This window comes from Maritimibacter alkaliphilus HTCC2654 (assembly GCF_000152805.1).
GTDB lineage: Bacteria > Pseudomonadota > Alphaproteobacteria > Rhodobacterales > Rhodobacteraceae > Maritimibacter > Maritimibacter alkaliphilus.
In genome coordinates this window covers 3,881,928-3,904,933 of the sequence record NZ_CH902578.1, presented here as the reverse complement: position 1 = coordinate 3,904,933, position 23,006 = coordinate 3,881,928, and the positions used below count along the sequence as shown (strand labels likewise).

Below are 23,006 nucleotides of genomic sequence, written 5' to 3'. Positions count from 1 at the left end.
GCTCCCCCTGACCCTGCTATTCGATGGTGATCTGAAGCGTCTGAAGGTCGCCACGCGATTGCGGCACGCTCAGGGTGTAACTGCCGGGTTTGATCGCGACGAAGCCCACCTCCATCACGCCCGCCTCGTCGAACTCGAAACTGTCGATACCGAGAGGGCGGATCTCAAGCCCTTCGACAACGATCTCGTCGATCCAGATCGCCCGGAAAAAGCCCGCGCCGACCAGCGCAAGCTCCTGCGACCCGTCCGCTTCGATCTCGATCTCGTAATAGGTGCCCGACTTCAGAACCAGCGGCGCATCGGCGAGCGGCTGACCCGCCGACAGCATGATCGGCGGCAGGTCTTCGGAATTCGTGGCCGACAGGATGCCCGCCAATCCGAAGCGTGCGGCGGCACCGTCGTCGTCGGCAAACGCCGGAAAGGCGAAAACGGCGGCCGCCAGGGTCAGGGTGATGCGTTTCATTTTCGGTCCTCCCATGAACCGGGCCAATGGCCACTCGTTGCGTCAGGGTCGCGTTGCCGCGCCCCAGGGGAAACGGCCGACCTTGATGGTCTTGATCGGCTCCCCTTGCACCACGTCGATAACGGTGACGTCGCCGGACACGCCGTTGGTGGTGAAAAGCCGCGTGTGATCCGGCGAAAACGCCATGTGCCAGACCCGCCGCCCGACGAGGAGGTAGTCTTCGACCTCGTAGGTCTCGGCATTCACCACGGCGACATGGTTGGACGGCCCGAGGGCGACGAAAATGGTCTTCTGATCCGGCGTGACTTCGAACCCGACCGGCTGGATCAGGTCTTCGTGCACGCCTTGAATGGCGAAGGCGATCTTGGCCACAGGCGCCTGATCCGCCGTGGAAAACACCGAGACGGTGCCGCCGATTTCCGAACTGACCCACAGCTCGGTCCCGTCCTTGATGAACTCGGCGTGCCGGGGCCGCGCATCGACCAGCGTGTTGGCGCGGATCGTCTTGCTGTCCGTGTCGATCCAGTGCGCCATGTTCGTCGTCTCGGACGTGGTAATCACCGTCTTGCCGTCCGGCGACACGGCCATGCCCTCGGGTTCGATCCCGACGTTGATCTGCGCGACCACCCTGCGGGTTTCGACATCGACGACCGTCGTGACCGCATCGTCTTCGTTGGCGATCCAAAGGTGACGGTCATCGGGCGCAAGCACGAATTGCTCGGGATCGGCGCCGGAGGGAAGGTCGTGCAGAATTTCGCCCGTGTCCGGGTCCATCACCTGAACCGCGTTCGAATCCGAGGCGCAGATAAAGACCAGCGAATGATCCGAGTTGAAGGTGATCCCGCGTGGCCGCTCGCCCGTGGGGATCGTGCGGGTCACTTCGAGCGTCTCGATGTCGATGACGCTGATCGTATCGTCCTTCTCGTTCGTAACCCAGATCTCTCCGGCAAGTGCGGGCGGCGTCAGAAGGCAGAGGGCGGTTGCGAAGGTGCGAAGCATATCAATCTCCAAAGGCCGTGCAGGCACTTTCCGGCGCGTCGAGGCCGAGGCTGTCCAGCGGATTGCGGGCATGTTCGAACCCGTCGAGCGGGGCCGAGCCGACGACCGCGCGGGCGTTCACCACCGGTATCGGCTGGCGCATCTGACCGTTCCAGTGGCGAAAGCTGAGGGGGCGGCCCTGAAACGCCGCAAGTTCGAAGGCATCGGACAGGATGTAGGCGCGCAGCGCGGAGGCGTCGGCGGCATTGGTGCGCGTCACCGCTTCGCCGATCACGCGCATGGCGGCCCAGGCGGCATAGTCGCGGGGCTGCATGTCGCGCGCTGCTAGGTCGGAGAAGCGGGATTGAAGCTGTGCCGCCCCCCATTGTTCGACCACCGGGGCCCAGGCCACAGGGGTCAGGCCGGTGACACCGATCACCGGACGCGGCACCCATGTGTTGTGCTCCACGTAGCGGGCGAAATCGTCCGCGGCATCGGCCACCAGCACCACGTCGTGATCCTTGAACCCCTGCGTGAGAAGCGGAACTTCGGCCGAGGCCGTGCGCCGCAGGTCTGCGGTGTCGTCCCACCGGGCGTCCGAGACGATCCTGACGCCGAACTTTCGCGCAGATGCGCGGTAGGCGGCGGCCAGCGCCGCGTCCGCGCCCCCCGGCCCTTCGATCAGGGCCACTTTCGTCCAGCGTTTCGCCAACAGAACCTGCATCAGCGCATCCGAACGCATCGCGGCCTCGGTCGCGGTATGAAGCACGTTCGCGCGGCAATCGGCATCGCGCAGGCGTTCGGATGCGTCGGAGACGTTGAAGATGAGCGCCCCGGCGACATCCGGCAAATCGGCGAGGCTCAGAAGCGCCTCGGCGTTCATGTCGGCGAGGATCAGATCGACCTGCCCCGCCATGTCACGCGCCGCCGCCACCACGTCGCCACCCGGCGCAAGCGAGACGATTTCGAGGGCGTAATCATGCCCCATGAAGGTGCCGGTGGTCGCATTGTCGGCCAACCCGAGCCTTGCCCCAGCGATGCCGAGGTCGGCGGGCACGGTGTCGAGGTTCGACAGAACCGCGCGCGGCGGTTCCTCGAGCCGAAGGTAGCCGACGCGAACCTGAAGCGGTTCGGCAAGTAGCCCGCCCGAACAGGCCAGCGTCAGACCAATGGCCCACGGGGCCGCATTCCGCACGATCTTGCGCATCGTCTCCTCCACGCCGACGACGCTAGAGGAAGGACATCGCGACGGCCCATTAGACCTAGGTCGCAGATATGCCTTTTCCGGCGTGATTCCGGCGATTTGCGCCGTATCGGGCCGGTTGGCTTGCACCAAGGTCTAATGGTGCGACGCGGCGGCGCGTCGATAGTTGGGCCGAGAAACGCGGAGGAACACCATGCAGAAACTCGCTCTCATCGCGGCCACGACGCTCGCCGGAACCTTGACGCTTGGCGGGATGGCCATCGGTCACGGCGACGTCACGCCCCAGCCCGTGAACACCGAAGCCCTGCCCGATGTGGGCGAGGAATGGCTGATCGAAAACCCCTACCGCGCCGAAGCGGTGGGCGAGGAAACCTGGTTGAAAGCGATCGAGATCGGGGCATCGGGCTACACCCAGAACTGCGCGCGCTGTCATGGGCTTGGCGTCGTGTCCGGCGGGCTGGCCCCGGACCTGCGTTATCTGGAAGCCGCCGAATACGGTGACGAATGGTATGTCGAACGGTTCCGCCACGGCATGACCCAGAACGGGATCACCAAGATGCCCGCGTTCGGCGAGCTTCTGGGCCAGAAAGCCGCGTGGGCCATCCGCACCTATGTCGAGACGCGGCCCGATGACGGGGCGCTGGACGATCATGCCACGCGCCTCGGTGCGATCCGGGACGAGCTTCTGTCCGGATCGGTCGCCGACCCCGAGGCGCTCAAGGTCGAACTGGCCGACATCGCCGCGACCGTCGAAACCGGCTCGGGCGCGCCCATCGCGGATTCCGTCGCCTTCGAGGCCTCGCGCATCCTGTCGGACGATCAGGCCACGTGGAAACAGGCGGGCGACATCCTGACCGTCGGCCTGTCCGCCGCGCATTGACGCCATGACACGCCTGTTCGCTCTGACGAGCCTGATGGCCGGTCTTGCTTTCGCGGGGCCGGCCTTGGCGCGTTGCGAGGACTATGTCCCGCAACCCAAACCGCAGAACACTTTCGCTCAGGACATCGGGCGGGAGTTCGACCGGATCATCGACGAAGGCTGGATCGAATTCGCGGTCTACGAGGATTTCGCGCCGTGGTCCGTGGAAACGGGCGGGCAGCCGGTCGGCATCGACATCGAGATCGGCAGGATCATCGCAGACGACCTGGGCGTCGAGGCGCGCTTCCGCTTCGTGCAGGCGGGCGAAAACCTAGACACCGACCTGATGAACTACGTCTGGAAAGGCGCGGTGGTGAACGGGCGCGTGTCCGACGTGATGCTGCACGCGCCTTATGACAGCGAACTGACCTGCCGGATCGAACAGGTCGTCTTTACCGGGCAATACGCGGGCGAGGAACTGGCCATCGCCTTTGACCGCGCAGCCTACCCGGACGGCGGCCCGACGCCAGCCTATTTCCGTTATGACACGGTGGCGGTCGAGAACGACTCGCTGTCCGACTTCTACCTCGCGTCGGTGGGTCGGGGCGCGGTGGGCGACAAGGTGCATCGGTTCCCGACGACCGAGGCCGCCATGACCGCCCTCGTCGGGGGCGAGGTCATGGCCGCGATGGGGCCGCGCGCGGTTCTGGAAGCGGGGCTGACCGAGGCGCAGGACATCCACGTCCCACCGTATCCGGGCCTCGTCCGGTCGAGCTGGACGGTCGGCGTCGCGATCAACCACCAGCACCGCGATCTGGGCTATGCCGTTGACTACGCTATCGAAAAGGCGCTTGAAGACGGGCGGATCGAGGCCCTGTTCGAGGCCCATGGCCTGACGTTTCTGCCGCCGGACCGCTAAAGCCGGCTGAGGTCGCCGTTTTTTTCGACGAGCAGCACATCGGACAGGCCGAGGGCTTCCTTGGCCTGCCTGATGGCGTCCCGCTCCATCAGGCAGAACGCGGTGGAGGCCGCGTCGGCAAGTGTCGCGGACGCTGCGATGACCGTCACCGTGGACCAGATGGCGCGCCCGCCTTTCGGGTGTAGGATATGCGCACGCCCCCCGATGGTCATGGCCGCGGGCGAGGATGTGGCGGCCGCTTGTCCCGTCAGCGTGACCTGACCGATCCGCCCCACCGCAGGGTCCACCAGCCCAAGCCGGAACGGCCCGCCCAGCGCGGCCTGTTCGCCCATGTCGACCAGCGCGGTCGAATAGCCCCAGCCCGAAAGCATCGCGAGCAGCGCGTCGGCGGCATAGCCCTGCGCGATGCCGTTGAAGGTCAGGGCCTGCCCGTCCGCCAGCGTGATCTCGGTATCTGTCATCCGAACACGATCCAGTCCCACACCGAACAAATCCGCACCGCGCCCTTCGGCCAGCGCCCTCCAGAGCGACTGCACCGTGGGGTCGAACACGCCGTTCGTGGCGACATGCACCCGCCGCGACACCTCCATCACCCGGCGCAGGTCGCCATGGAGCGGCCCCTTCCCGATCCGGTTCAACCGCACCAATGGCCCATCATCCTCGTAGAGCGTGAAGCGCGCCTCAATCTCGCGCATCCGGGCGGTCAGCCTGACGAGATCCGCCGCCACACGGTCGCGCGGGCCGGTCAGGTCGAGCGACACGTCACCGCCAAAGGCACGTCCGCGCCACACCTCGCGGTTCACCGCACCCGCCGCGCCCGGCATCGCAATGCTCGCCACGAGGGCCATGAACCTGCGGCGCGTCAGGCTCATGCGGCCACCTTGGTGCGGCGCTTTTCGGCAAGGACGAGCGGCACGCAGCGGGTCGGATCGTCATGGATCGACACGCAGTCAAGGCACTGGAAACACTCGTCATACTGTATTTCGCCGGTCTTCTTGATCGCACCGTAGCGGCATTTGACCCTGCACAACTGGCAGGGCGAGCCGCAGTCCACCCGCCGTGCGATCCACCTCCGGGTGCGCAAGAGCCCCCCGATGGCCATGACCGCGCCCAACGGGCAGACGTAGCGGCAGAAGCCTTTGAAAAAGACGGTGCCGAGCCCCAGCCAGAGCGCCGCATAGGCGACATAGAACCATTCGCGCTGAAACGAGACGGTGATCGCGGTCTTGAACGGCTCGATCTCGGCGGCCTTCTCGGCCTGATCGGGCACCACGAAGGCGGTCAGGATCAGCCCCAAAAGCGCGACGTATTTCACCTTCTTGAGCCATTGGTCGAGCCGCGGCCCCGCCTCGACCTCGGGCAGACGGAGGGCGCGGCCGATGTGATGCGCGAACTCCTGCATGGCGCCGAACGGGCACAGCCAGCCGCAGAACAACCCCCGGCCCCACAGCACGAAACCGAGGATCGTCGCCGCCCAGATGAGGAGTGAGAAAGGGTCGTAGAGCAGAACGGCGAAAGACCCCTCGCCGACCGCCGCGCGCAGGACGGCGAGGACCGTGACGATGGAAAGCTGCCCCTGCCCCCAGTATCCGATGAACCCCACGACCACGGCCAGAATGCCAAGCCGAATAGAGGTGAATGATCCGAGCCCCGCGAACCAGTTCATCCCCGGACCCAGGAGCCCCAGAAGCGCGACGAGGAACACCGACAGCGCGATCAGGTCGGCCTGCCGGTTCACGATCGCCTCCTGCCAGGCGGGGCGCGGTGTCACGACCTCGGGCACGTCGTAGAACCGCTCCGGCGCTTGATACGCGATCTCGAAATGCACGTCGCCGATCTCGGGTTGGAACATGCCGTGCGCGCGCACCGCCTGAACCCTGAGCACCCATTCCGTGATCGGATCGAACCCCAGCCTGCGATCGGCCCGCAGGATCATCGCGGTGTCATGCTCCGGCACGCCGGGCAGGAAATCGGGGAACATATCCGCATCCCGCAGCGCGACCGGGAAACCGCCCTGAACGGCGGACACCCTGTCGGGCGCGGTATTCCGCACGAAATCCGCTGACACGAGGCCATGGCGACCGCCATCCATCACGAGGATCGGTTCGTCATCCGGGCTGACCGCGTGAAGCCGCGCAAGCTCGTCCACCGTGTCCGGGGCGAAGATGGCGCGTTGGACGGCAGGCGGACCGATGTCGACCAACCACAGGTCGAGGAACAGGCCCTCAGGATCGGCGCGCGCCTCGGGATCGTCTGAGGCCCAGATGGTGCCGGCAAAGGCCGCGTCGACTTGGGCGTTGGTCACCTTCAGGCGCCTTGCGATCCCTTCGTCGACAAGCGCCTGCCAGTCGAGCGCCTCGGCATACTCCATCTTCGGACGCGCCGGCGCGGTCGAAGCCCCCCCGACCCCCGCCATCTTGTCCCGCGCGACCTGTAGCGCGGCGGCGAGGATGGATTCGTGGGCGATGCGCACGCTGGCCGTCGCCTTGGTCACCCCGTCCAGATAGACGAGGTCGGACCCACCGCCCGCCTTGCCGTACGGCACCCCGACGACAAGCGGCTGGGTGATGGAAAGCCCCGGATATTGTTCGAGAAACGCCCGAAACGGTGCCTCGCCCAGACCCGAAACGAAGACCGGCTCTTTCTGGGACAGGAGGCGGACGTCGATGATCGTTCCGTCGAGCTTGAGCAGAACGAGCATGTCGATGGGCTTGCCCGAAAACCCCGGCAGCGGGGCGAGCGGCCCGGTCTGGAAGGCATAGCCGATCTCGGCACCGCCCGAGTTCAGCAGGTGGTAAACGCCGTCGTCACCGATGGGCGCGCCCAGCGCATAGGGCGGCACGATTCGCCCCTCGATCTCGACGCGCGACGCAGGCGCCCATTCCGCCGCGACCGCGCCGAGCGCGCAGGCGAGCGTCAGACAGGCAACCCAGACAGCGGTGATGATCCTCCACATGGGGCGACGCTACTCCCGCCCCGCAGCGCGCCCTATACGACCAAGGTCCAGCGACCTTCAGGATATCCTGAACCTGTGCGAAAAACCGGGGGATTGTCTCAAAAGGCTGGAGCCGCGCGGCCTCAGTTGTCCTGAAGCAGCGAACTGAAATTCGCCTCCTGCGCGATCAGCACGGCCTGCGTTCGGCTTTGCACCCCGAGCTTTCGCATGATCGCGGTGACGTGAGCCTTCACCGTCGTCTCGGCAATCGACAACTCATATGCGATCTGCTTGTTCATCTGCCCCGCGCAGATGAGTTGGAGAATGCGCGCCTGTTGCCGGGTCAGGTGAGAAATCCGCACGAGCGCGTCTTCGCGGGCCGTGAGCGGCGCGTTCGCGGACTGATGAGACAGCGCGACCTCGGGCGCATAGACCTCGCCGCGCATGATCTGGGTCAGGGCCAGCCGAAAGGTGTCGCGCGAGGAATGTTTGGGCACATATCCCGCCGCGCCGACCCGAATGGCCGACCGGACCACGCGCGGCTCGGTCTCGGACGAGACGATGATGACGGGCGTCTCGGCGCTGGATTTCACGAGCCGGACCAGCCCTTCGAGACCGTGAACATCGGGCAGGTTCAGGTCGAGCAGAATGACATCCGGGGCCGTGTCGCGGGCGAGGTGATCCAACGCCGCTTCCAGCGTGCCCGCCGTCACCACATGCTCGATCCCCATCGAGGCCCTGAGCGTCATGGAAAGTGCGTCGCAGAACAGCGGGTGATCGTCGACGATCATAGCTGAGTTCAAGGCCCCCTCCGTCATGGTTGCGGTCGCCTGCGACGGGTCGCGGAGGTCGCCTCGCCACCCATTCGTCACGCATCGAGGCTAGCAACGCACGATCCCGCCTCATATTGGCGAAAGGTCGGAGAGGTTCGGGACCGCGGGGCGGTGTTCGATCTGGCGCCGCTCAGGCCACGATCTAGGGCGATCACCCGGCCCTCGGACCATATTCCATCGTGCCGATCTTCGGGTTGATGAAGGTGAACCGCGACCGACCCGACTCTTTCGACGCGTAGAGCGCCGTATCCGCATCCGCCATGATCCGTTCGGCATCCGGCCGCTCGTATTGCGTCGACAGCACGAGGCCGATGGACCCGGACACCCGACAGGGCGTGCCATGGAACGGCATGGGTTCCTCAAGCCGTCCGATGATCCGACCCGCGAGCGCCGAAATCCGCTCCCGATCCGTCAACCCGATGAAAAGGAGGACGAATTCGTCGCCGCCGACCCGTGCGACCACATCGTTCGTTCGCGTCTCTTCCACCAGAACGCGGGCCACCTGACCCAGAACGAAATCGCCAGCCGCGTGGCCCAGCGTGTCGTTCACCGACTTGAAGAAATCGAGATCGAGATGGGCGAGCGTGAACGGAACCCGGCGTTCGATCAGCCGGTGGAGTTCCTGATCCAGCGCCCGCCGGTTGCGCAGCCCGGTCAGCGCATCCGTATGCGCTTCGGATTCAGCGAGTTGCTTGGCTCCGTGCAACCGTTCGTTCAAGGCCCGGCTCTCGGCCATCGCCGCCGCATTCGCCTCGGCGACATAGAGCAGTTCGAGCGTCAGGTCGGTCGGCGCGAAATCCGAGCCGGCGAGCCGGAAATCGCGCACCGCGTCGAAGGTCGAGATGCCGAAGGACAGGTTGACCAGCACACCCGCGTGGTCGGGCAAGGTCACCGCACTTCCGATGAATTGCGTCTGGGGATAGGCCCGCAGGCGCAGCAGCACCTTGCCGGTCGCCCCCTTTTCGAGCAGCGCCAAAATCTCGTCCTCGCGCGGGCGTTTGAGGTCGAACAGGTCCAGCATCCGCTGGCCGAGAAAGGTCTGCCCTTGCAGAACCTTGGCCATCGTGGGGCCGACCTGCACGATGCGCCCCTCCATATCGAGCAGCAGGTGCAGGGGCATGAGCCGATCCAGTCCGCGGCCCGAAACGGTCACGCGCAGCGGTGTCATGTCGTTCATCCGACCTGCCCCCCCGCCGTCAGCCCGCCTTCGCTCAGATCGAAGCCGCGCCCTTCGGAATAAGAGGATTCGAGAAGATGGATGTCGATGATCTCGACACTTCGGCGGCGGCCCACGTGGTCGAGCAGCACTAGCGCGCCGTAGTCGTCCGCCATCGCCCGCAAGAGCCCCGCAATGACATGCCCTGCGCCCCTGACCTTGCTTCGGCAGGCGAGTTCGAAGCGTCCGGGTTCGATTTCGTAGAGCACGAGATCCGGCAGGCCGATATCGGGAACCGCGAGCGCGACACGGCCCGGCAGGTCTTCCAGCGAATGCAGGAAATCCTCGTAGTCGAGACCGCCGAACCGCAGCAGGCGGCGCACCCGCCCGGACGGCGTTGCGGTGATGAGAAAGGTTCCGAAGTCTTCCAGAAGCGTGTCGCGCGGTTTGCCCAGAAGGATGGCGCAGCAGGACACGAGACGATCCGCCAGATGGTCGTCGTATTGGAACATCGTCTCGAACCCGTCGAACGGCAGGTCGAGTTGATCCAGCGCCGCGCCCCATAGCTCCGCCCCGTAGGCGGACCTCACGAACATTTCGAAAGAACGGCAAATAATGCCATGCATGCTGGAACCCTCAATTAAGTCTTAAGACTAGAGTTGCGGGGTTAAGAAACCGGAAAAATCAGGCGAACGAAGCACCGACCGCGCGCAAAGTCGGCGTTCTCGGCCCAGAATTCAAAACAAATGTTATCAATAGGTTAACGCGATCCACCTCAGGTGGTGCGCTCAAAACCCCAACCAACCGGGGAGGTAACCGATGTCGGGCAGAACGACATCCGCATGTCCGGTGAGTCGGCGCTCATCGGCGTGACCCGTCAGCACCGCCACCGCGTGCATCCCGGCTGCGCGGGCGGCGACAAGATCGTGCAGGCTGTCGCCGACCATCGCGATCCGGTGCGGTGCTAGGTTCATGGCCTCGGCAAAGGCCAGACACATGGCCGGGTCCGGTTTGGGCGCCCAGCCGCTGTCGGACCCGGCGATGAAATCGAAAGCCTCGACAACGCCTGCGCTTCCCAGATGCGCACGCGCCGGAACCTCGCCATCGTTGGTCGCCACGCCGAGTTTGAGGCCCTTGGCCCGCAGTCCCGTGAGAAGCGGCACCAAAGGCACGGCTTCGGCCATCGGCGCGGTCGCGGCGGCGGCGTTCATGCCACCGATCAGCACATCCGGCGCGATGCCCAGAACCGGCGCAACGGCCTTGGCGACATCGTCGGGCGTCCCGGCGATCACGACCGATGCGTCCCGAAACCGGCCCGTGGCCCGGTCGAACTCGACCGCCTCCGCGATCGCGTCCGCCAGCGCGGGGTCGCCCTGTGCAAGACGTTCGATGACCGTATTCGCCCAGACCGTCCAGGTCGCATCGAAATCGAACAGCGTGCCATCCTTGTCGAACAGGATCGCATCCACCTTGCGGTTCATGTCCAGTTCACCTCGCCCCCGCCGGGCAACGCCTGCCGGGCCTGCATCGGCTGCGCATAGTCCAGCCCGGACGCATCGCAGAACGCCACGACCCAGGCATCGTCCATCGTGATGAAGTCGAGCACGGCGGCAAGGAACTGCGGATCACCTGCCCCTTCCCGCAACGCGCCCACGTCACCGCCCGTCGAACCCAGAAAGACCGGGAGCAGGTCATCGTTGCCCGCAAGCCAGCCAAGTGCCTGTAAACCGATGGTTTCGGCCATTTCCTGCTTCATCTGCCCCTCATCCCGACCGGGAGAAACCCTTTGTTAAGACTTCTTGGGCAAAGATTACCCAATCGCGGAGCACTTAATACAAAATCGAGCAGAAAAGAATGGGCGGACGCATCATCATCGCAGACGACCTCGTCACCGACCGGATCGCGCTCAAGGCGCGGCTGGCGGCGGCGCGGCACAGCGTGACACAGGCGCGCACGCGGGACGAGCTGCTGGCGCGCGCCATCGCCGACAAACCCGATGTCATCCTGATCGACATCGACTTTCCCGGTGGCGGTATCGCCGCCTGCCGCGCCCTGAAGGCCCGGCCCGATCTGGCCGAGGTGCCCGTCGTGATCTACGGCGCGGCCGACGACAGGGTGGCCCGGATCGCCGCGCTGGAGGCTGGGGCCGAGGAATGCCTGACCGACCTTCCGGGCGAGGCGCTTCTGCTCGCCCTTCTGCGCAACCTGACCCGCAAACGCGCCGAGCGGGAGGAGCTTTTGCGCCGTCAGCCCCTGGGCGCAGCCGACGCATTCGCCGAAGCATCCGCCGGGTTCGCGCCACGCGCCCGCATCACGGTGGTCCCCCCCACCGCGACCGAGGGGCCGGGCTGGCGCAGCCGGATCGCCGCCGCCTCGGGTGCCAAGGTGACGCTCGCCACGTCTGCGACCGCGCTGGAACCGGAGGCCGAGGGCGATGCCTATGTCATCGCGCTGACACCGGGCAACCCCGGCGCGGCGCTTGGGCTTGTCGCGGAATTGCGCGCCCGACCGTCGACGCGCCACGCGCTCGTCCTGCTGCACACGCCACGCGACCGTGACGACACCGCCGACATGGCTTTCGACTTCGGGGCGGACGCCGTGATGCGCGGCACCTTCTCCAGCGCGGAACTGGTCGCGCGTCTGGACCGGCTTCTGGACCGGAAACGGGAAACCGACCGGCTGCGCGCCCGCGTCGAGGATCAACTGGACGAGGCGTTGCGCGATCCGCTCACGGGGCTGTTCAACCGCCGCTACGCCGACGGCTACCTCGCCCGGATGCAGAAGGAACATGGGGCCACGCGCCGATCCTGCGCCATGCTGTTGCTGGACCTCGACCACTTCAAATCGGTCAACGACCGCTTCGGCCATCTCGCCGGCGACGACGTGCTGGTGGAGACCGCGCGCCGCCTGAAAGCCACCTTGCGCGAGATCGACCTCGTCGCGCGCATCGGGGGCGAGGAATTCCTTGTCGTGCTGCGCGACACCACCGGGGACGAGGCGCGGCTGACCGCCGAGCGCCTGCGGGCCGCCGTCGCCGATACCCCGGTCGACGCCCGTGACGGACAGACCCCGATTTCGGTCACCCTGTCCATCGGCATGGCGCTGTGTTCCAACTCGATAAGCAACCCGCGCGAGTTGTGGGATCAGGCCGACCGGGCGCTTTACGTGTCCAAGGCCGGGGGGCGCAACATCGTGACCTGCGCGCCCGAACGCAGCGCGGCCTAGCGTTTCGGCGGCTTGGCCCGGTCCATCGCCCGTTTGAACCCCTCTTCCATACGCGCCGCCAGCGCCGCACGTTCGTCGGCGGACATCGCGGCGATCTGCTCCACGACCACGTCGCGCCCGATCTCGCCACGCCGTTCGAACACTTCGGTTTGCGCGGCCATGACAGCCCGCAGCGCCTCCTCGTCGAACTCCTCCGCCCGCAGGATCGTCAGCATCGTGGCCAGTTGATCGGCCAGTTGCGCCCGGTTGTCGCGGTAATCCCCCGCCCGTTCGCGCAACGCTTGGACGGCCTGCTCACGGTACGGATCGGGCAGCGACCGCGAGAACGGGCCCAGCGCAGGATCGAAGGACGACCGCGCATCCCGTGTCGAGCGGCCCGGCGGACCCTTCGGCCCGTCACCGTCGAACCGCGCCCCGACCACCACACCCGCCACAAGCAGGTTCAGCGCGAGCGATACGGCAAGAAGCGCCTTGGCCCAGATCGGAAACCCGCGCCGCGTCGATGTGTCTGTCCCGCTCATTGCGACATCGCCTCCTGATAAGTGACATAGGCCGAATAGCCCGGATAAATCTCTTCCAGTTCAAAGTCCGACGCCGAGGTGGAAAGCACACCACCCGTCAACACGGTCAGCGCCTCGGGCTGGGCCGCGCCGATCCAGACCCCCGCCGCCGCAGCCGTGGCCATTCCGGCGAGCGCGGGCCATCCTCCGATCACCGCCGCCAGCGCCGCGAACAATCCGCGCCGGCTGCGCGACACGGGCTTTACATGTTCGCGCGCGACCGCTTCGCCCTCGGCATCCGCCATGATCCGCGCCAGAAGATCCGAGGACGGCACGGGCGCGTCGGCCCGCCCCGCTTCGAAGAACTCGTCCAGCATCGCGTCGTCGCGACCGTTTTCGTCAATCCGAGCCATATCCCAACTCCTCGCGCCGGCCGGAGAGTATCCCGGCCAGCGTCCTTTTGCCCCGGGCGGTCAGGCTTTCGACCGCCTCGACGCTGATCTCCATCGCTTCGGCGATCTCGGGGTTCGTCAGCCCCTCGAGATGCCTGAGCACCACCGCTTCCCTTTGCCGGTCCGGCAATTGCGCCAGCGCCCCTTCGAGCGCCCGCGCCCGGTCGGCTTCGATCAGCCCCGCCACGGCCCCCGGCGCATCGTCCTCGGGTTCCGCCACGCTGTCGATGTCCACGCTTCGGCGCTTGCGCAACCGGTCGGTGCACAGGTTCGAGGCGACGCGAAACAACCACGTCGTCACCTTCGCCTCGCCCTGCCGCCACTCCGGCGCGACGCGCCACAGGCGCAACATCGCCTCCTGCGTCACGTCCTCGGCTTCGGCCCGGTCGCCGCCCAGCATACGCGCGGCGAACCCCAGCACCCGCGGCGCAAGGCGCGCGGTCAGAAGCCGGGCCGCCTCACGGTCGCCGTTGCCATAGGCGACCAGAAGCGCCTCGTCCGAGACGTCTCGGGCTTGGTCGAATGCCATATCCATCGCGTCCGGTAGTAAACTCTGTCCCCTTCACGCGCGCAATCCGGATGGGCAGGCCCCCGAAGGGGCCCGCCCCGGTCACGCAACTCTTAGTGCCGGTCGGGCATCTGCGGCATCCGCTCGCCCCCGCGCGGGCCGTGACCGTCCCGCATCGATTGGCCTTCACGCCCGCCGCGCTCTTCGAACCGGTCCATCCGCGAAAGCACCTTCTGGCGTGCCGCATCGAACTCCTCTTCCGAAACCGCACCGTCATCGTCGGTATCGGCCCGAGCGATCAGCCGGTCGAGACCCGGCATCGCCTGCATCTCGGCCTCGTCGATCGCGCCGTTCCCGTCGGTATCCGCGCGCTGGAGCAGACCGCTCGCCATCTTCTCGGCCCGCGCCAGAACCTGCGCATCCGACGGACGCCCCGGCACTTCGCCCGGCGCCGCGGCGTTCACGCGCTGCTGATACTTCTCTTCGAACCGCGCCACACCGGCATCGGTCAGCTCCTGAAGCGTGACCGATCCGTCGCTGTCGGCATCGGCCTCGGCGAACCGCTCGCTCGCGCGTTGCACGGCATCTTCGGGCGTAAGCGCCCCGTCGCCATTGGCATCGAGTTCGGCGAAACTCATCTGCGGCCCGCGCATCATGCCGCGCATGTCGTCCGACCGATGCCCGCCGGGCTTGGCCGAGGCCACGCCGGTTGCGGCCAGCGTCAGGGCCGATGCGGTCAAAAGGCCGTAGCCCGCTATCTTGAGTGCTCGTTTCATGTCTTACTCCTCTCGGGGTTCAAGGTGTCCTGCCTTGAAGCCGGGCGTTTCTCGCGCCCTGAATGACCTTCAAACGGGCACCCTGCCCGGTTCCGTCGCACATGACGAAAAAAAACCCGCATCATTCCGCCGATCCGGGCGGCGCGACATATCGCGCCATAGGCAACCCGGCGCGAAGTCCCTAGGTAAACCCAAAGCGAACAGACCACTTTGAGAGACACGCATGGACGCCTCGACGACCGCCGATCTGGCACGCGCCACCGACACCGGCGACGAACGCCCGCTGAAACCCGCCGTCTGGCGCGGGTGGCGGCGCAAGTGCCCGCAGTGCGGCACCGGCCCGTTGATGAAAAGCTACCTCAAGGTGCGCGAGACCTGCCCGGTCTGCGGCGAGGAACTGCATCACCAACGCGCCGACGACGGCCCGGCCTATCTCACCATTCTCGTGGTCGGTCACCTGATGGTGCCGTTCTTCCACTACGGCTTCACCATCTTCCGCCCCGATCCGATGGTGCTGTTCTCGGTTCTGGCCATCCTCGCGGTTGCGCTCTCCCTCTACCTTCTGCCAAGGTTCAAGGGCCTCATGGTGGGGGTGCAGTGGGCCAAGCGGATGCATGGCTTCGCCCCGCCCGAGGCCAAGAGCGAAAACTGACGCGGGCGCTTCCCCCCCGCGCGAGGGAGGCCCATGGCGACCGAGACCATCGACAAATCCAAGGTGATCCGCGACGCGGCCACCGTCGTGCTGATCCGTGACGCGGACACGAAGCCGCGCGTCCTGATGGGCCAGCGCGGTGCCAAGGCCGCGTTCATGCCGAACAAGTTCGTCTTTCCGGGCGGCGCGGTCGACAAGGCCGATCACGGTCTGCCGCTGGGCGACAAGGGGGCCGAGCCCTGCCGCACCCGACTGGGTGAGGACGCCAAGGACGGGATCGGCCCCGCACTCCTCGCCGCCGCGATCCGTGAGCTTTTCGAGGAAACCGGGCAGATCCTCGGCACCCCCGGCGACTGGCCGACCGCCCCGCCGCCGACATGGGAAGGCTTCGCGAGGGCGGGCTACCTGCCCTCGCCGGACGGGCTCGCCTTCGTGTTCCGCGCGATCACGCCGCCGGGACGCTCGCGCCGGTTCGACGCGCGGTTCTTCGTGGCCGACGCGGCCCGGATCAAGACCGATCCGGACGACTTCTCGCGGGCCGAAGACGAACTCAGCCACCTTCAATGGATCCCACTCAGCGACGTGCGCGATTTCGACCTGCCGTTCATCACGCAGGTCGTGCTCGCCGAAATCGCGGGCCGCCTTCCCGATCTCGATGCCCCCGCATCGGTGCCCTATTTCAAGAACGACGAGGAAGAGTCGCTTTTCATCCGGCTCGGCGGCCAAAGCCCGCTCGCCTGATCCTTCTTCGTTTCCAGAAACCTCGGAGGGGGCGACGGCGGCGTGCCGACGTCGCGGGGAGGCTGGCCTCCCCCACCCGCGCGGTGTCTGCCGCAGGCGGACCCGCGCAAGACATGCGCGGGCGCACGCCCGCTCCGCTTGCCACCGTCCACAGACCGCACGGCTTTCGGGCATAGGCGCACAGGGCGCGGGCAATCCCGCAACACATTCGCCACACTCGGAAAAATTCTTTTGATCAAATTTGGCGGCGCGTTAACCTTTTTCCCATGGTCCGGCGTTGAGACTGCACGGACCCAAAGGCAAGAACAGGAGGTCACGTGATGCAGGATGCGCTGGTCGCCGCCGCCAACGACCTTGTCGGCGATGGAATGCAGGAAACGGGCATTACGCTCACCGATACCTTGCGGCACTACATAGCGATCACCCTCGCCCGCTACATGCGCGAACAGGTGCATGTCGACGGGCTGACGATCCGGGTGGTCTCGGCGATGGACCGACGGGCGGATGCGCGCGAACTGCGGGGCCTTGCGGATTGCTGCCTCATCGCCTGCTCGATCTTCGAACGACGGCTGCGCCGCGCCGGGGGATCGCTGCGCCATTACTCCGGTCTCGGCCAGACCGCCTATGGCGCCGCCGCTCTCACCGAACAGGCTTACTCGTTCCCGCATATGCGCGACGTGATCGCCGCCGCGACGGGCCATCCGCCCGAAGGCGTGCGCGACCTGATCGAAGCCGCTCGCGCGGGGTCGTCCCATGCCTCGAAACAGCTTTCGGATGACGGCATCATCGCCTTCCCCACACAACGGTTCCATCACTGACCCCCGGATATAAGAAGGCCCCGTCCGGCAAGGGGGTCGGACGGGGCCATTTCGCGCTGGTGATATGGGGGGGCAGGAACGAGCGCGAAAAACTCGGTAAGGTCTAAGGGAAATCGCGACGCGCGCCGAGGGTGCGGAAGGCGCGCGTCGCGGCCCGTTCTAGGCGGCGGGTCGCAAAAGCCCCCCCTCCCCCAGCCGGGCATCCGGGTCGGTCATGGCGGACACGAGCATGCGAGCGGCCAGACCGTCATAGGTTGCATAGGGTGCCGGTTTCGGCGTTCTGGTCAGGAAGGCGAGCGTCGTCTCGCCAGGGATATCCGCCGTGGCCACGATCAGCGCGCCGCCATCGGCATGCAGAACCTGATCCTCGGCGAAATGGAGTGTAAGGACGTCGTGCACCTGCGCCACATCCTGCGCGATCCCGGCGTAGCCCACCAGATCGCGGGCCTTGAGCACCGCGAAGGGATCGCCGAACAGGTCTTCGGCGGCGTCGCTTTCGACGACGACCCGCTGCTCGGCTGTGAGCGTCATGGGGGTCGCGTTGCCGAGGGCCCCGGCGGGCACGACGACGGGCATGGTCTGGGACGAGGGGCGCAGGGGTGTAGCGACCGGCGTGCGGGTCACGGCGACGACCGGTTGCAGGCCGTTGTCGAAGGTGAGGACGAGGTCACCGACCGCGATCGCCTCGACCGCCCGCCATCCCATCGCGGTTGCGATCCGGGTGCCGGCGACAAGGCCGGTGGTGCGGTAGGCTTCGCCCGACACGTCGTCGGAACGCCCCGCCCGCTGGCGGCTGGCGCTTGTGTCGCGCATGTCGTGCATCCCGAACATCGGTCATTCCCCAGTCTTCGATCGCGACAAGACCGGGTGGCAGCCCATGTGGCCTCGTCGCTTGTTCACAGACTGGAAAGGCTCAGGGCAGATTCTCGGGCAGAAATAAGGTGAATTTTAGTCAATGTTGCGGATTCTCGCACGATCCCGGCACAGACCGCCGCATTGTCGCCCCAAGCGCGACAGACTTACCCGTCGAACCGGTAGCCGAACCGCTCAATATCGGTGGCGCAGGCCTTTTCCACCGCCTCGCGGCCCCTTTGATCGTAGGCACTTCGATAGTCGCGCCCCCGATTCGAGGCGTTTTCATGGGCAATTTCGTGAAATTTCACCCCAAGTGTGGCCTCGACCAGTTCCAGATCGTCGCGCAAGTGCTCGAGCCGTATGAAATGGTCCCCGCGCTCGATCCCGTCCTGATCCTCGACATAGCGGCCATAGGGGTTCAATTCCATCGACCTCAGGATCATCGGGTCGGTCACGAAATCCTCGAAGGCCAGCGCCTTGGCCTTGCCCACCGCCGGATGATCGAAGCTCTGCGCCTGAAGCCAGTGATAGTAGCTCACCATCCGGTCCCACGGGTTGCGCACGAGGGTGAAGACGAAGAAATCCTCCATCTCCTGTTGCGTCACCAGCCCGTAAAGATCCGAGAGCATCGAATGCTTCCACAGCCGCCCGGATGTCTCGATCCCCTTCACCTTGCCGCGCCGCTTCTTCGCTTTCGGCGTATCGCCGAGCATGATGTCGTCCTTCATCGCCTTATCCTCGAGCATGAGGGCCAGCGACGTGCCCCCCGTCTTGGGCGCGTGGACGAAAATGTAGCGGCGGCCGCGTGAAAAGATCATGGGCCGACCATAAACCCCCGGCGCATACGAAAAAACCCGGATTGACCGCGCGGGGCCGATCCGCCCTAATCGGGGTCCGAGGTTTTACGGGAGGGACATCATGGGTTGGCTCAAGGATGAGACCGGACTGGACAAGAACGCGGCAAACTTCGTGCCGCTCACGCCCTTGTCGCATATCCGGCGCGCGAACCGGCTGTTTCCCGAACGCACCTCGGTCGTCCATGCCGACCGCCGGTTTACTTGGGGCCAGACCTTCGAACGGGCCACCCGCTTTGCCTCTGCCCTCGCGCGCAACGGCGTCGCCCCCGGTGACGTGGTCGCGACGGTCATCCCCAACACGCTGGCGCAGGTCGAGGCGAGCTGGGGCGTGCCCGCCGCCGGCGCGATCCTGAACACGATCAACGTGCGGCTCGATGTCGGCACCGTCGCCTATATCCTTGAACACGGCGAGGCCAAAGTCGTCCTGTGCGACACGCAGTTCCTGTCGGTCGTGGAAAAGGCACTGACCCAGATGAATGGCCCCAAACCCAAGGTGGTGGAAGTCGCCGCGCCCGAAGCGGGCTTTCCAGCCACGGGACGCCACGTGGAATATGAGGATTTTCTGGACTCCGGCGACCCCGGTTTCGACTGGATCATACCCGAGGACGAGTGGGAAAGCCTCGCGCTCAACTACACTTCCGGCACAACGGGCCGCCCCAAGGGCGTGGTCTATTCCCATCGCGGTGCCTACCTGCACACGATGGGCGTCGCGGTGGCATGGGCGCTGACACCCAAGACGCGCTATCTGACCATCGTGCCGCTGTTTCACTGCAACAACTGGTGCCACACCTGGACCATGCCCGCCGTCGGCGCGACCATCGTCACCTGCCGCGACATCACGGCCAAGGCGATCTACGACGCCATCGCGGACGAGGGCGTGACCCATTTCGGCGGCGCGCCCATCGTTCTGGGCATGATCGTGAACGCGAAAGAGGCCGACCGCCGCGCCTTCGATCACACGGTCGAGGTCTACACGGCAGGCGCCCCGCCCCCTGCCGCCGTTTTGGCGGGGATCGAGCCTTTGGGGTTCCACGTCTGTCAGGTCTACGGCCTGACCGAGACCTACGGCCACATCACCGAGACGCTCTGGAAAGACGAGTGGGAGGACAAGCCCGACACCGAACGCTACGCGATCAAGGCGCGTCAGGGCGTGGGTCACGCGGATATGGAGGAGGTGACGGTCCTCGACGACCGGATGCAGCAGGTGCCGTGGGACGGTGAGGCGGTGGGCGAGATCATGGCGCGCGGCAACGTGGTGATGAAGGGTTACTTCAAGAACCCCGAGGAAACCGCCAAGGCCTTCAAGGGCGGCTATTTCCACTCCGGCGACATCGCGTTCCAGCACCCCGACGGCTACATCAAGATCACCGACCGCGCGAAGGACGTCATCATCTCGGGCGGCGAGAACGTGTCGTCGGTCGAGGTCGAGGATGTGCTGATGCATCACCCCGCCGTGGCGCTTTGCGCCGTGGTCGCCAAACCGGATGAGAAATGGGGCGAGGTGCCCTGCGCCTTCGTCGAATTGAAGGAAGGCGCCAAGGTCACCGAGGAGGAGCTGATCGCCCACACCCGCGCCCAGCTTGCGGGCTTCAAGACCCCGAAAAAGGTCGTCTTCACCGAGTTGCCCAAGACGTCGACCGGCAAGATCCAGAAGTTCGAATTGCGCAAAATGGTCGCCGATCTGTAAGCGAGACTCTTACGTTCACTAAAATGTCACCGCCTGCCCGGATTGTCCGGGCAGGAACGTGAACATATGGTGAACACATGGCCACGCTGACCCTCGACCAGAAACTCGCGATCCTGTCCGATGCCGCGAAATACGATGCCTCCTGCGCCTCCAGCGGGGGCCAGAGGCGCGACTCGCGCGACGGCAAAGGGATCGGTTCGACCACCGGCTCCGGCATCTGCCACGCCTATGCGCCGGACGGGCGCTGCATCAGCCTGCTCAAGATCCTGATGACGAACTTCTGCATCTACGACTGCGCCTATTGCGTGAATCGTGTCAGCAGCAACGTGACCCGTGCGCGGTTCACACCAGAAGAGGTCGTCACCCTCACGCTCGAGTTCTACCGCCGCAACTACATCGAGGGGCTGTTCCTGTCCTCCGGCATCATCCGCACCCCGGACGACACGATGGCCGACATGGTGCGCATCGCTCGCATGCTGCGCGAGGATCACAGCTTTCGCGGCTACATCCACCTCAAGACCATCCCCGACGCCTCGCCCGACCTTCTGGACGAGGCGGGGCGCTATGCCGACCGCCTGTCGATCAACGTGGAACTGCCCACCGACGCCGCGGTCAAATCCTACGCGCCGGAGAAATCCCCCGCCCGCATCCGCAAGGCGATGGCCGACGTTCGCCTGCGCAAGGAGACCGCGGGCGACAAGACCCACACTGGCCGCCGCGCACCGAAATTCGCACCGGCCGGCCAGTCGACCCAGATGATCGTGGGCGCGGATGGCGCGACCGACGCGACGATCCTGCAAAGCTCCACCCGGCTTTACGCAAGCTACGGCCTCAAACGCGTCTACTACTCCGCCTTCTCGCCGATCCCCGACGCGTCCGCCGCCCTGCCGCTGATCTCGCCACCCCTCGTGCGGGAACACCGGCTTTATCAGGCCGACTGGCTCATGCGGTTCTACGGCTTCGACGTGGGCGAAATCACCTCGGCGCGGCCAGACGGCAACCTCGACCTGACCATCGACCCCAAGCTCGCTTGGGCGCTGGCCAACCGCCACGCCTTCCCCGTCGACGTGAACCGGGCCGAGCGCGAAACGCTCCTGCGCGTCCCCGGCCTCGGCACCAAGACTGTGAAACGCATCCTCGCCGCCCGGCGCCACCGCACGCTGCGCTACGACGACCTCGTGCGGATGGGCGCGAACCTGAAAAACGCCCGCCCCTTCCTCACCACGCTCGACTGGCGGCCACGCAACCTCGACACGGCGGACCTCAAGGCGCGCTTCGCCCCGCCGCCCGAGCAGTTGAGCCTGTTCTGATGCATCACGTCACATTGCCACAGACCGGGGTCTACGACGCATGGCGCGACGCCGCCCGCGCACATCTGACGGCGCGCACGCCGCCCGAGGCGATCCTGTGGTCTCGCGGCACCGAAGCGCGCGATCTGTTCGCCGCGGACACCCCGCCCCCTGCGAAGGCCGCGCAGATCACCGTGCCGAAGTCTTTCGTCGCCCTGGCGCGGCTGGTGGTGTTTCATTCGGACCCCGAACGCTTCGCCCGCCTCTACGCCGCGCTCTGGGCGCTGCAAACCGACCGCGGTTTCCTTGCCGACCGGGGCGACCCGCGTTCGGCGAAACTGAACGCGCTCGCGAAAGAGGTCGGGCGCGACCGCCACAAGATGCACGCCTTCGTCCGGTTCCGCGATCTGGGCTCCGACACCGAACGCCGCCGTTTCGCGGCCTGGTTCGAGCCGTCGCACCCGATCCTCGAACTCGCCGCGCCCTTTTTCGCCAAACGGTTCGGCGACATGGACTGGTCGATCTTCACCCCCGACCTGACCGCGCATTTCGCCTCCGGCAGGCTCACCTTCACCGATCCCGCTCCGCGCCCCGACCTGCCCGGCGACGCGGCCGAGGATCTCTGGCGCACCTATTTCCGATCGATCTTCAACCCGGCCCGGCTGAAACCGAAGGCGATGCAGGCCGAGATGCCCAAGAAATACTGGAAGAACATGCCGGAGGCGGGGCTGATCCCCGACCTCATCGCCACCGCTCAGACCCGCGCCCGCGAAATGGCCGAAGCCGCGCCCACCCTCGCCCCCGCACGCGCCGAAAAGGTCGTGGCCCGCGTGGCCCAGGCGCAGGAGGCGCTCACGGCCTCGCAAGACCGCTTCCACGCCGCGCTCGACGCCTGCACCCGCTGCCCGCTTCACACCAACGCCACGCAGGCCGTTCCCGGCGAAGGCCCCGCGGATGCGCCCCTGATGTTCGTGGGCGAACAGCCCGGTGACCGCGAAGACCTCGAAGGTCGCCCTTTCGTCGGTCCAGCGGGCCAGCTTTTCGACCGCGCCCTCGCCAGCGCAGGGATCGCGCGTGACACGGCCTATGTCACCAACGCGGTCAAACACTTCAAATTCACCCCGCGCGGCAAACGGCGGCTGCATCAGGCGCCGAACCGGGATGAGATCGACCACTGCCGATGGTGGCTCGACTTCGAACGCGAACGCGTGTCCCCCGACCTTGTCGTCGCCCTCGGCGCCACGGCGCTCGAAAGCCTCACGGGCAGCCGGAAAGACCTCCTCAAACGACGGGGCCGGA

Annotated in this window: 25 protein-coding genes; 9 read left to right on the top strand and 16 right to left on the bottom strand. The window is 66.2% G+C overall.

Annotated elements, in window-relative coordinates; all coding sequences use genetic code 11:
* Nucleotides 1-16: 16 nt before the first annotated feature.
* Genes RB2654_RS20140 through RB2654_RS20130 form a run of 3 tightly spaced genes read right to left on the bottom strand, consistent with a single transcriptional unit; the run spans nt 17 to nt 2,648 of the window.
* Nucleotides 17-463, bottom strand: coding sequence for a hypothetical protein (locus RB2654_RS20140; protein WP_008335235.1), 447 nt, complete (start codon nt 461-463; stop codon nt 17-19).
* 42 nt (nt 464-505) lie between these two features.
* The gene (locus RB2654_RS20135; protein WP_008335234.1) at nt 506-1,462 is read right to left on the bottom strand and encodes a YVTN family beta-propeller repeat protein; all 957 of its coding nucleotides are present in this window, start codon (nt 1,460-1,462) and stop codon (nt 506-508) included.
* A gap of 1 nt (nt 1,463) precedes the next feature.
* A complete protein-coding gene (locus tag RB2654_RS20130; protein ID WP_050772002.1) occupies nt 1,464-2,648 on the bottom strand; it encodes an ABC transporter substrate-binding protein in 1,185 nt (394 codons plus the stop codon).
* A gap of 190 nt (nt 2,649-2,838) precedes the next feature.
* Here RB2654_RS20130 and pedF point away from each other — a divergent pair, with 190 nt between their 5' ends.
* Nucleotides 2,839-3,525, top strand: coding sequence for a cytochrome c-550 PedF (gene pedF / locus RB2654_RS20125; protein WP_008335232.1), 687 nt, complete (start codon nt 2,839-2,841; stop codon nt 3,523-3,525).
* 4 nt (nt 3,526-3,529) lie between these two features.
* Entirely contained in the window at nt 3,530-4,423 is an 894-nt protein-coding gene (locus RB2654_RS20120; RefSeq protein ID WP_008335231.1) for a substrate-binding periplasmic protein, read from the top strand.
* On the opposite strand, the gene RB2654_RS20115 is transcribed toward RB2654_RS20120, so the two are convergent.
* The 7 genes from RB2654_RS20115 to RB2654_RS20085 form a co-directional block, all read right to left on the bottom strand.
* Nucleotides 4,420-5,295 carry an FAD:protein FMN transferase gene (locus tag RB2654_RS20115; protein ID WP_008335230.1) on the bottom strand — a complete coding sequence of 292 codons (876 nt, stop codon included), beginning with the start codon at nt 5,293-5,295 and terminating at the stop codon, nt 4,420-4,422. The genes RB2654_RS20120 and RB2654_RS20115 overlap by 4 nt on opposite strands.
* Complete coding sequence (locus tag RB2654_RS20110) at nt 5,292-7,379, bottom strand: 4Fe-4S binding protein (RefSeq protein WP_008335229.1); 2,088 nt, start codon at nt 7,377-7,379, stop codon at nt 5,292-5,294. The genes RB2654_RS20115 and RB2654_RS20110 overlap by 4 nt, the downstream gene beginning before the upstream one ends.
* Nucleotides 7,380-7,501: 122 nt before the next feature.
* Nucleotides 7,502-8,176 (bottom strand): response regulator, encoded by a 675-nt coding sequence (locus RB2654_RS20105; protein WP_040885340.1) that lies wholly within the window; start codon nt 8,174-8,176, stop codon nt 7,502-7,504.
* 166 nt (nt 8,177-8,342) lie between these two features.
* Nucleotides 8,343-9,368 (bottom strand): GGDEF domain-containing protein, encoded by a 1,026-nt coding sequence (locus RB2654_RS20100; RefSeq protein ID WP_008335227.1) that lies wholly within the window; start codon nt 9,366-9,368, stop codon nt 8,343-8,345.
* Nucleotides 9,365-9,973, bottom strand: coding sequence for a heme NO-binding domain-containing protein (locus RB2654_RS20095; RefSeq protein WP_040885339.1), 609 nt, complete (start codon nt 9,971-9,973; stop codon nt 9,365-9,367). The genes RB2654_RS20100 and RB2654_RS20095 overlap by 4 nt, the downstream gene beginning before the upstream one ends.
* Before the next feature lie 162 nt (nt 9,974-10,135).
* Nucleotides 10,136-10,828, bottom strand: a complete 693-nt coding sequence (locus RB2654_RS20090; RefSeq protein ID WP_008335225.1) for an HAD family hydrolase — start codon at nt 10,826-10,828, stop codon at nt 10,136-10,138.
* Complete coding sequence (locus RB2654_RS20085; protein WP_008335224.1) at nt 10,825-11,103, bottom strand: DUF3572 domain-containing protein; 279 nt, start codon at nt 11,101-11,103, stop codon at nt 10,825-10,827. The genes RB2654_RS20090 and RB2654_RS20085 overlap by 4 nt, the downstream gene beginning before the upstream one ends.
* A gap of 98 nt (nt 11,104-11,201) precedes the next feature.
* Here RB2654_RS20085 and RB2654_RS20080 point away from each other — a divergent pair, with 98 nt between their 5' ends.
* Complete coding sequence (locus RB2654_RS20080; protein WP_008335223.1) at nt 11,202-12,572, top strand: diguanylate cyclase; 1,371 nt, start codon at nt 11,202-11,204, stop codon at nt 12,570-12,572.
* Here RB2654_RS20080 and RB2654_RS20075 read toward each other — a convergent pair.
* The 4 genes from RB2654_RS20075 to RB2654_RS20060 form a co-directional block, all read right to left on the bottom strand.
* On the bottom strand, nt 12,569-13,093 hold the full coding sequence (locus tag RB2654_RS20075) for a periplasmic heavy metal sensor (RefSeq protein ID WP_008335222.1): 525 nt from the start codon (nt 13,091-13,093) through the stop codon (nt 12,569-12,571). The two genes, RB2654_RS20080 and RB2654_RS20075, sit on opposite strands and share 4 nt — an antisense overlap.
* Nucleotides 13,090-13,485 (bottom strand): hypothetical protein, encoded by a 396-nt coding sequence (locus RB2654_RS20070; RefSeq protein ID WP_008335219.1) that lies wholly within the window; start codon nt 13,483-13,485, stop codon nt 13,090-13,092. Before RB2654_RS20070 ends, RB2654_RS20075 begins: the two co-directional genes overlap by 4 nt.
* Nucleotides 13,472-14,059: an RNA polymerase sigma factor gene (locus RB2654_RS20065; RefSeq protein ID WP_008335217.1), complete on the bottom strand. Its 588-nt coding sequence runs from the start codon at nt 14,057-14,059 to the stop codon at nt 13,472-13,474. Before RB2654_RS20065 ends, RB2654_RS20070 begins: the two co-directional genes overlap by 14 nt.
* Before the next feature lie 86 nt (nt 14,060-14,145).
* A complete protein-coding gene (locus RB2654_RS20060; protein ID WP_008335215.1) occupies nt 14,146-14,808 on the bottom strand; it encodes an EF-hand domain-containing protein in 663 nt (220 codons plus the stop codon).
* Between the two features lie 223 nt (nt 14,809-15,031).
* Here RB2654_RS20060 and RB2654_RS20055 point away from each other — a divergent pair, with 223 nt between their 5' ends.
* The 3 genes from RB2654_RS20055 to RB2654_RS20045 all read left to right on the top strand — a co-directional run bounded on the left by RB2654_RS20055 (nt 15,032) and on the right by RB2654_RS20045 (nt 17,019).
* Nucleotides 15,032-15,460 (top strand): DUF983 domain-containing protein, encoded by a 429-nt coding sequence (locus RB2654_RS20055; RefSeq protein ID WP_008335213.1) that lies wholly within the window; start codon nt 15,032-15,034, stop codon nt 15,458-15,460.
* A 33-nt stretch (nt 15,461-15,493) separates the two neighbouring features.
* Nucleotides 15,494-16,201: an NUDIX hydrolase gene (locus tag RB2654_RS20050; RefSeq protein ID WP_008335212.1), complete on the top strand. Its 708-nt coding sequence runs from the start codon at nt 15,494-15,496 to the stop codon at nt 16,199-16,201.
* A 320-nt stretch (nt 16,202-16,521) separates the two neighbouring features.
* Complete coding sequence (locus RB2654_RS20045; RefSeq protein WP_008335210.1) at nt 16,522-17,019, top strand: hypothetical protein; 498 nt, start codon at nt 16,522-16,524, stop codon at nt 17,017-17,019.
* Between the two features lie 159 nt (nt 17,020-17,178).
* On the opposite strand, the gene RB2654_RS20040 is transcribed toward RB2654_RS20045, so the two are convergent.
* Nucleotides 17,179-17,832, bottom strand: coding sequence for a Hint domain-containing protein (locus RB2654_RS20040; RefSeq protein WP_161600709.1), 654 nt, complete (start codon nt 17,830-17,832; stop codon nt 17,179-17,181).
* A gap of 206 nt (nt 17,833-18,038) precedes the next feature.
* A complete protein-coding gene (locus RB2654_RS20035) occupies nt 18,039-18,692 on the bottom strand; it encodes a sulfotransferase family 2 domain-containing protein (protein ID WP_008335207.1) in 654 nt (217 codons plus the stop codon).
* Between the two features lie 100 nt (nt 18,693-18,792).
* Between RB2654_RS20035 and RB2654_RS20030 the strand changes: the two genes are divergently transcribed.
* The 3 genes from RB2654_RS20030 to RB2654_RS20020 all read left to right on the top strand — a co-directional run.
* Nucleotides 18,793-20,418, top strand: a complete 1,626-nt coding sequence (locus RB2654_RS20030; RefSeq protein WP_008335205.1) for a long-chain-fatty-acid--CoA ligase — start codon at nt 18,793-18,795, stop codon at nt 20,416-20,418.
* Nucleotides 20,419-20,495: 77 nt separating this feature from the next.
* Nucleotides 20,496-21,728, top strand: coding sequence for a putative DNA modification/repair radical SAM protein (locus tag RB2654_RS20025; RefSeq protein ID WP_008335204.1), 1,233 nt, complete (start codon nt 20,496-20,498; stop codon nt 21,726-21,728).
* The coding region (locus RB2654_RS20020) for a UdgX family uracil-DNA binding protein (RefSeq protein WP_008335202.1) at nt 21,728-23,006 on the top strand (1,279 nt) is incomplete at its 3' end. The genes RB2654_RS20025 and RB2654_RS20020, both read left to right, overlap by 1 nt.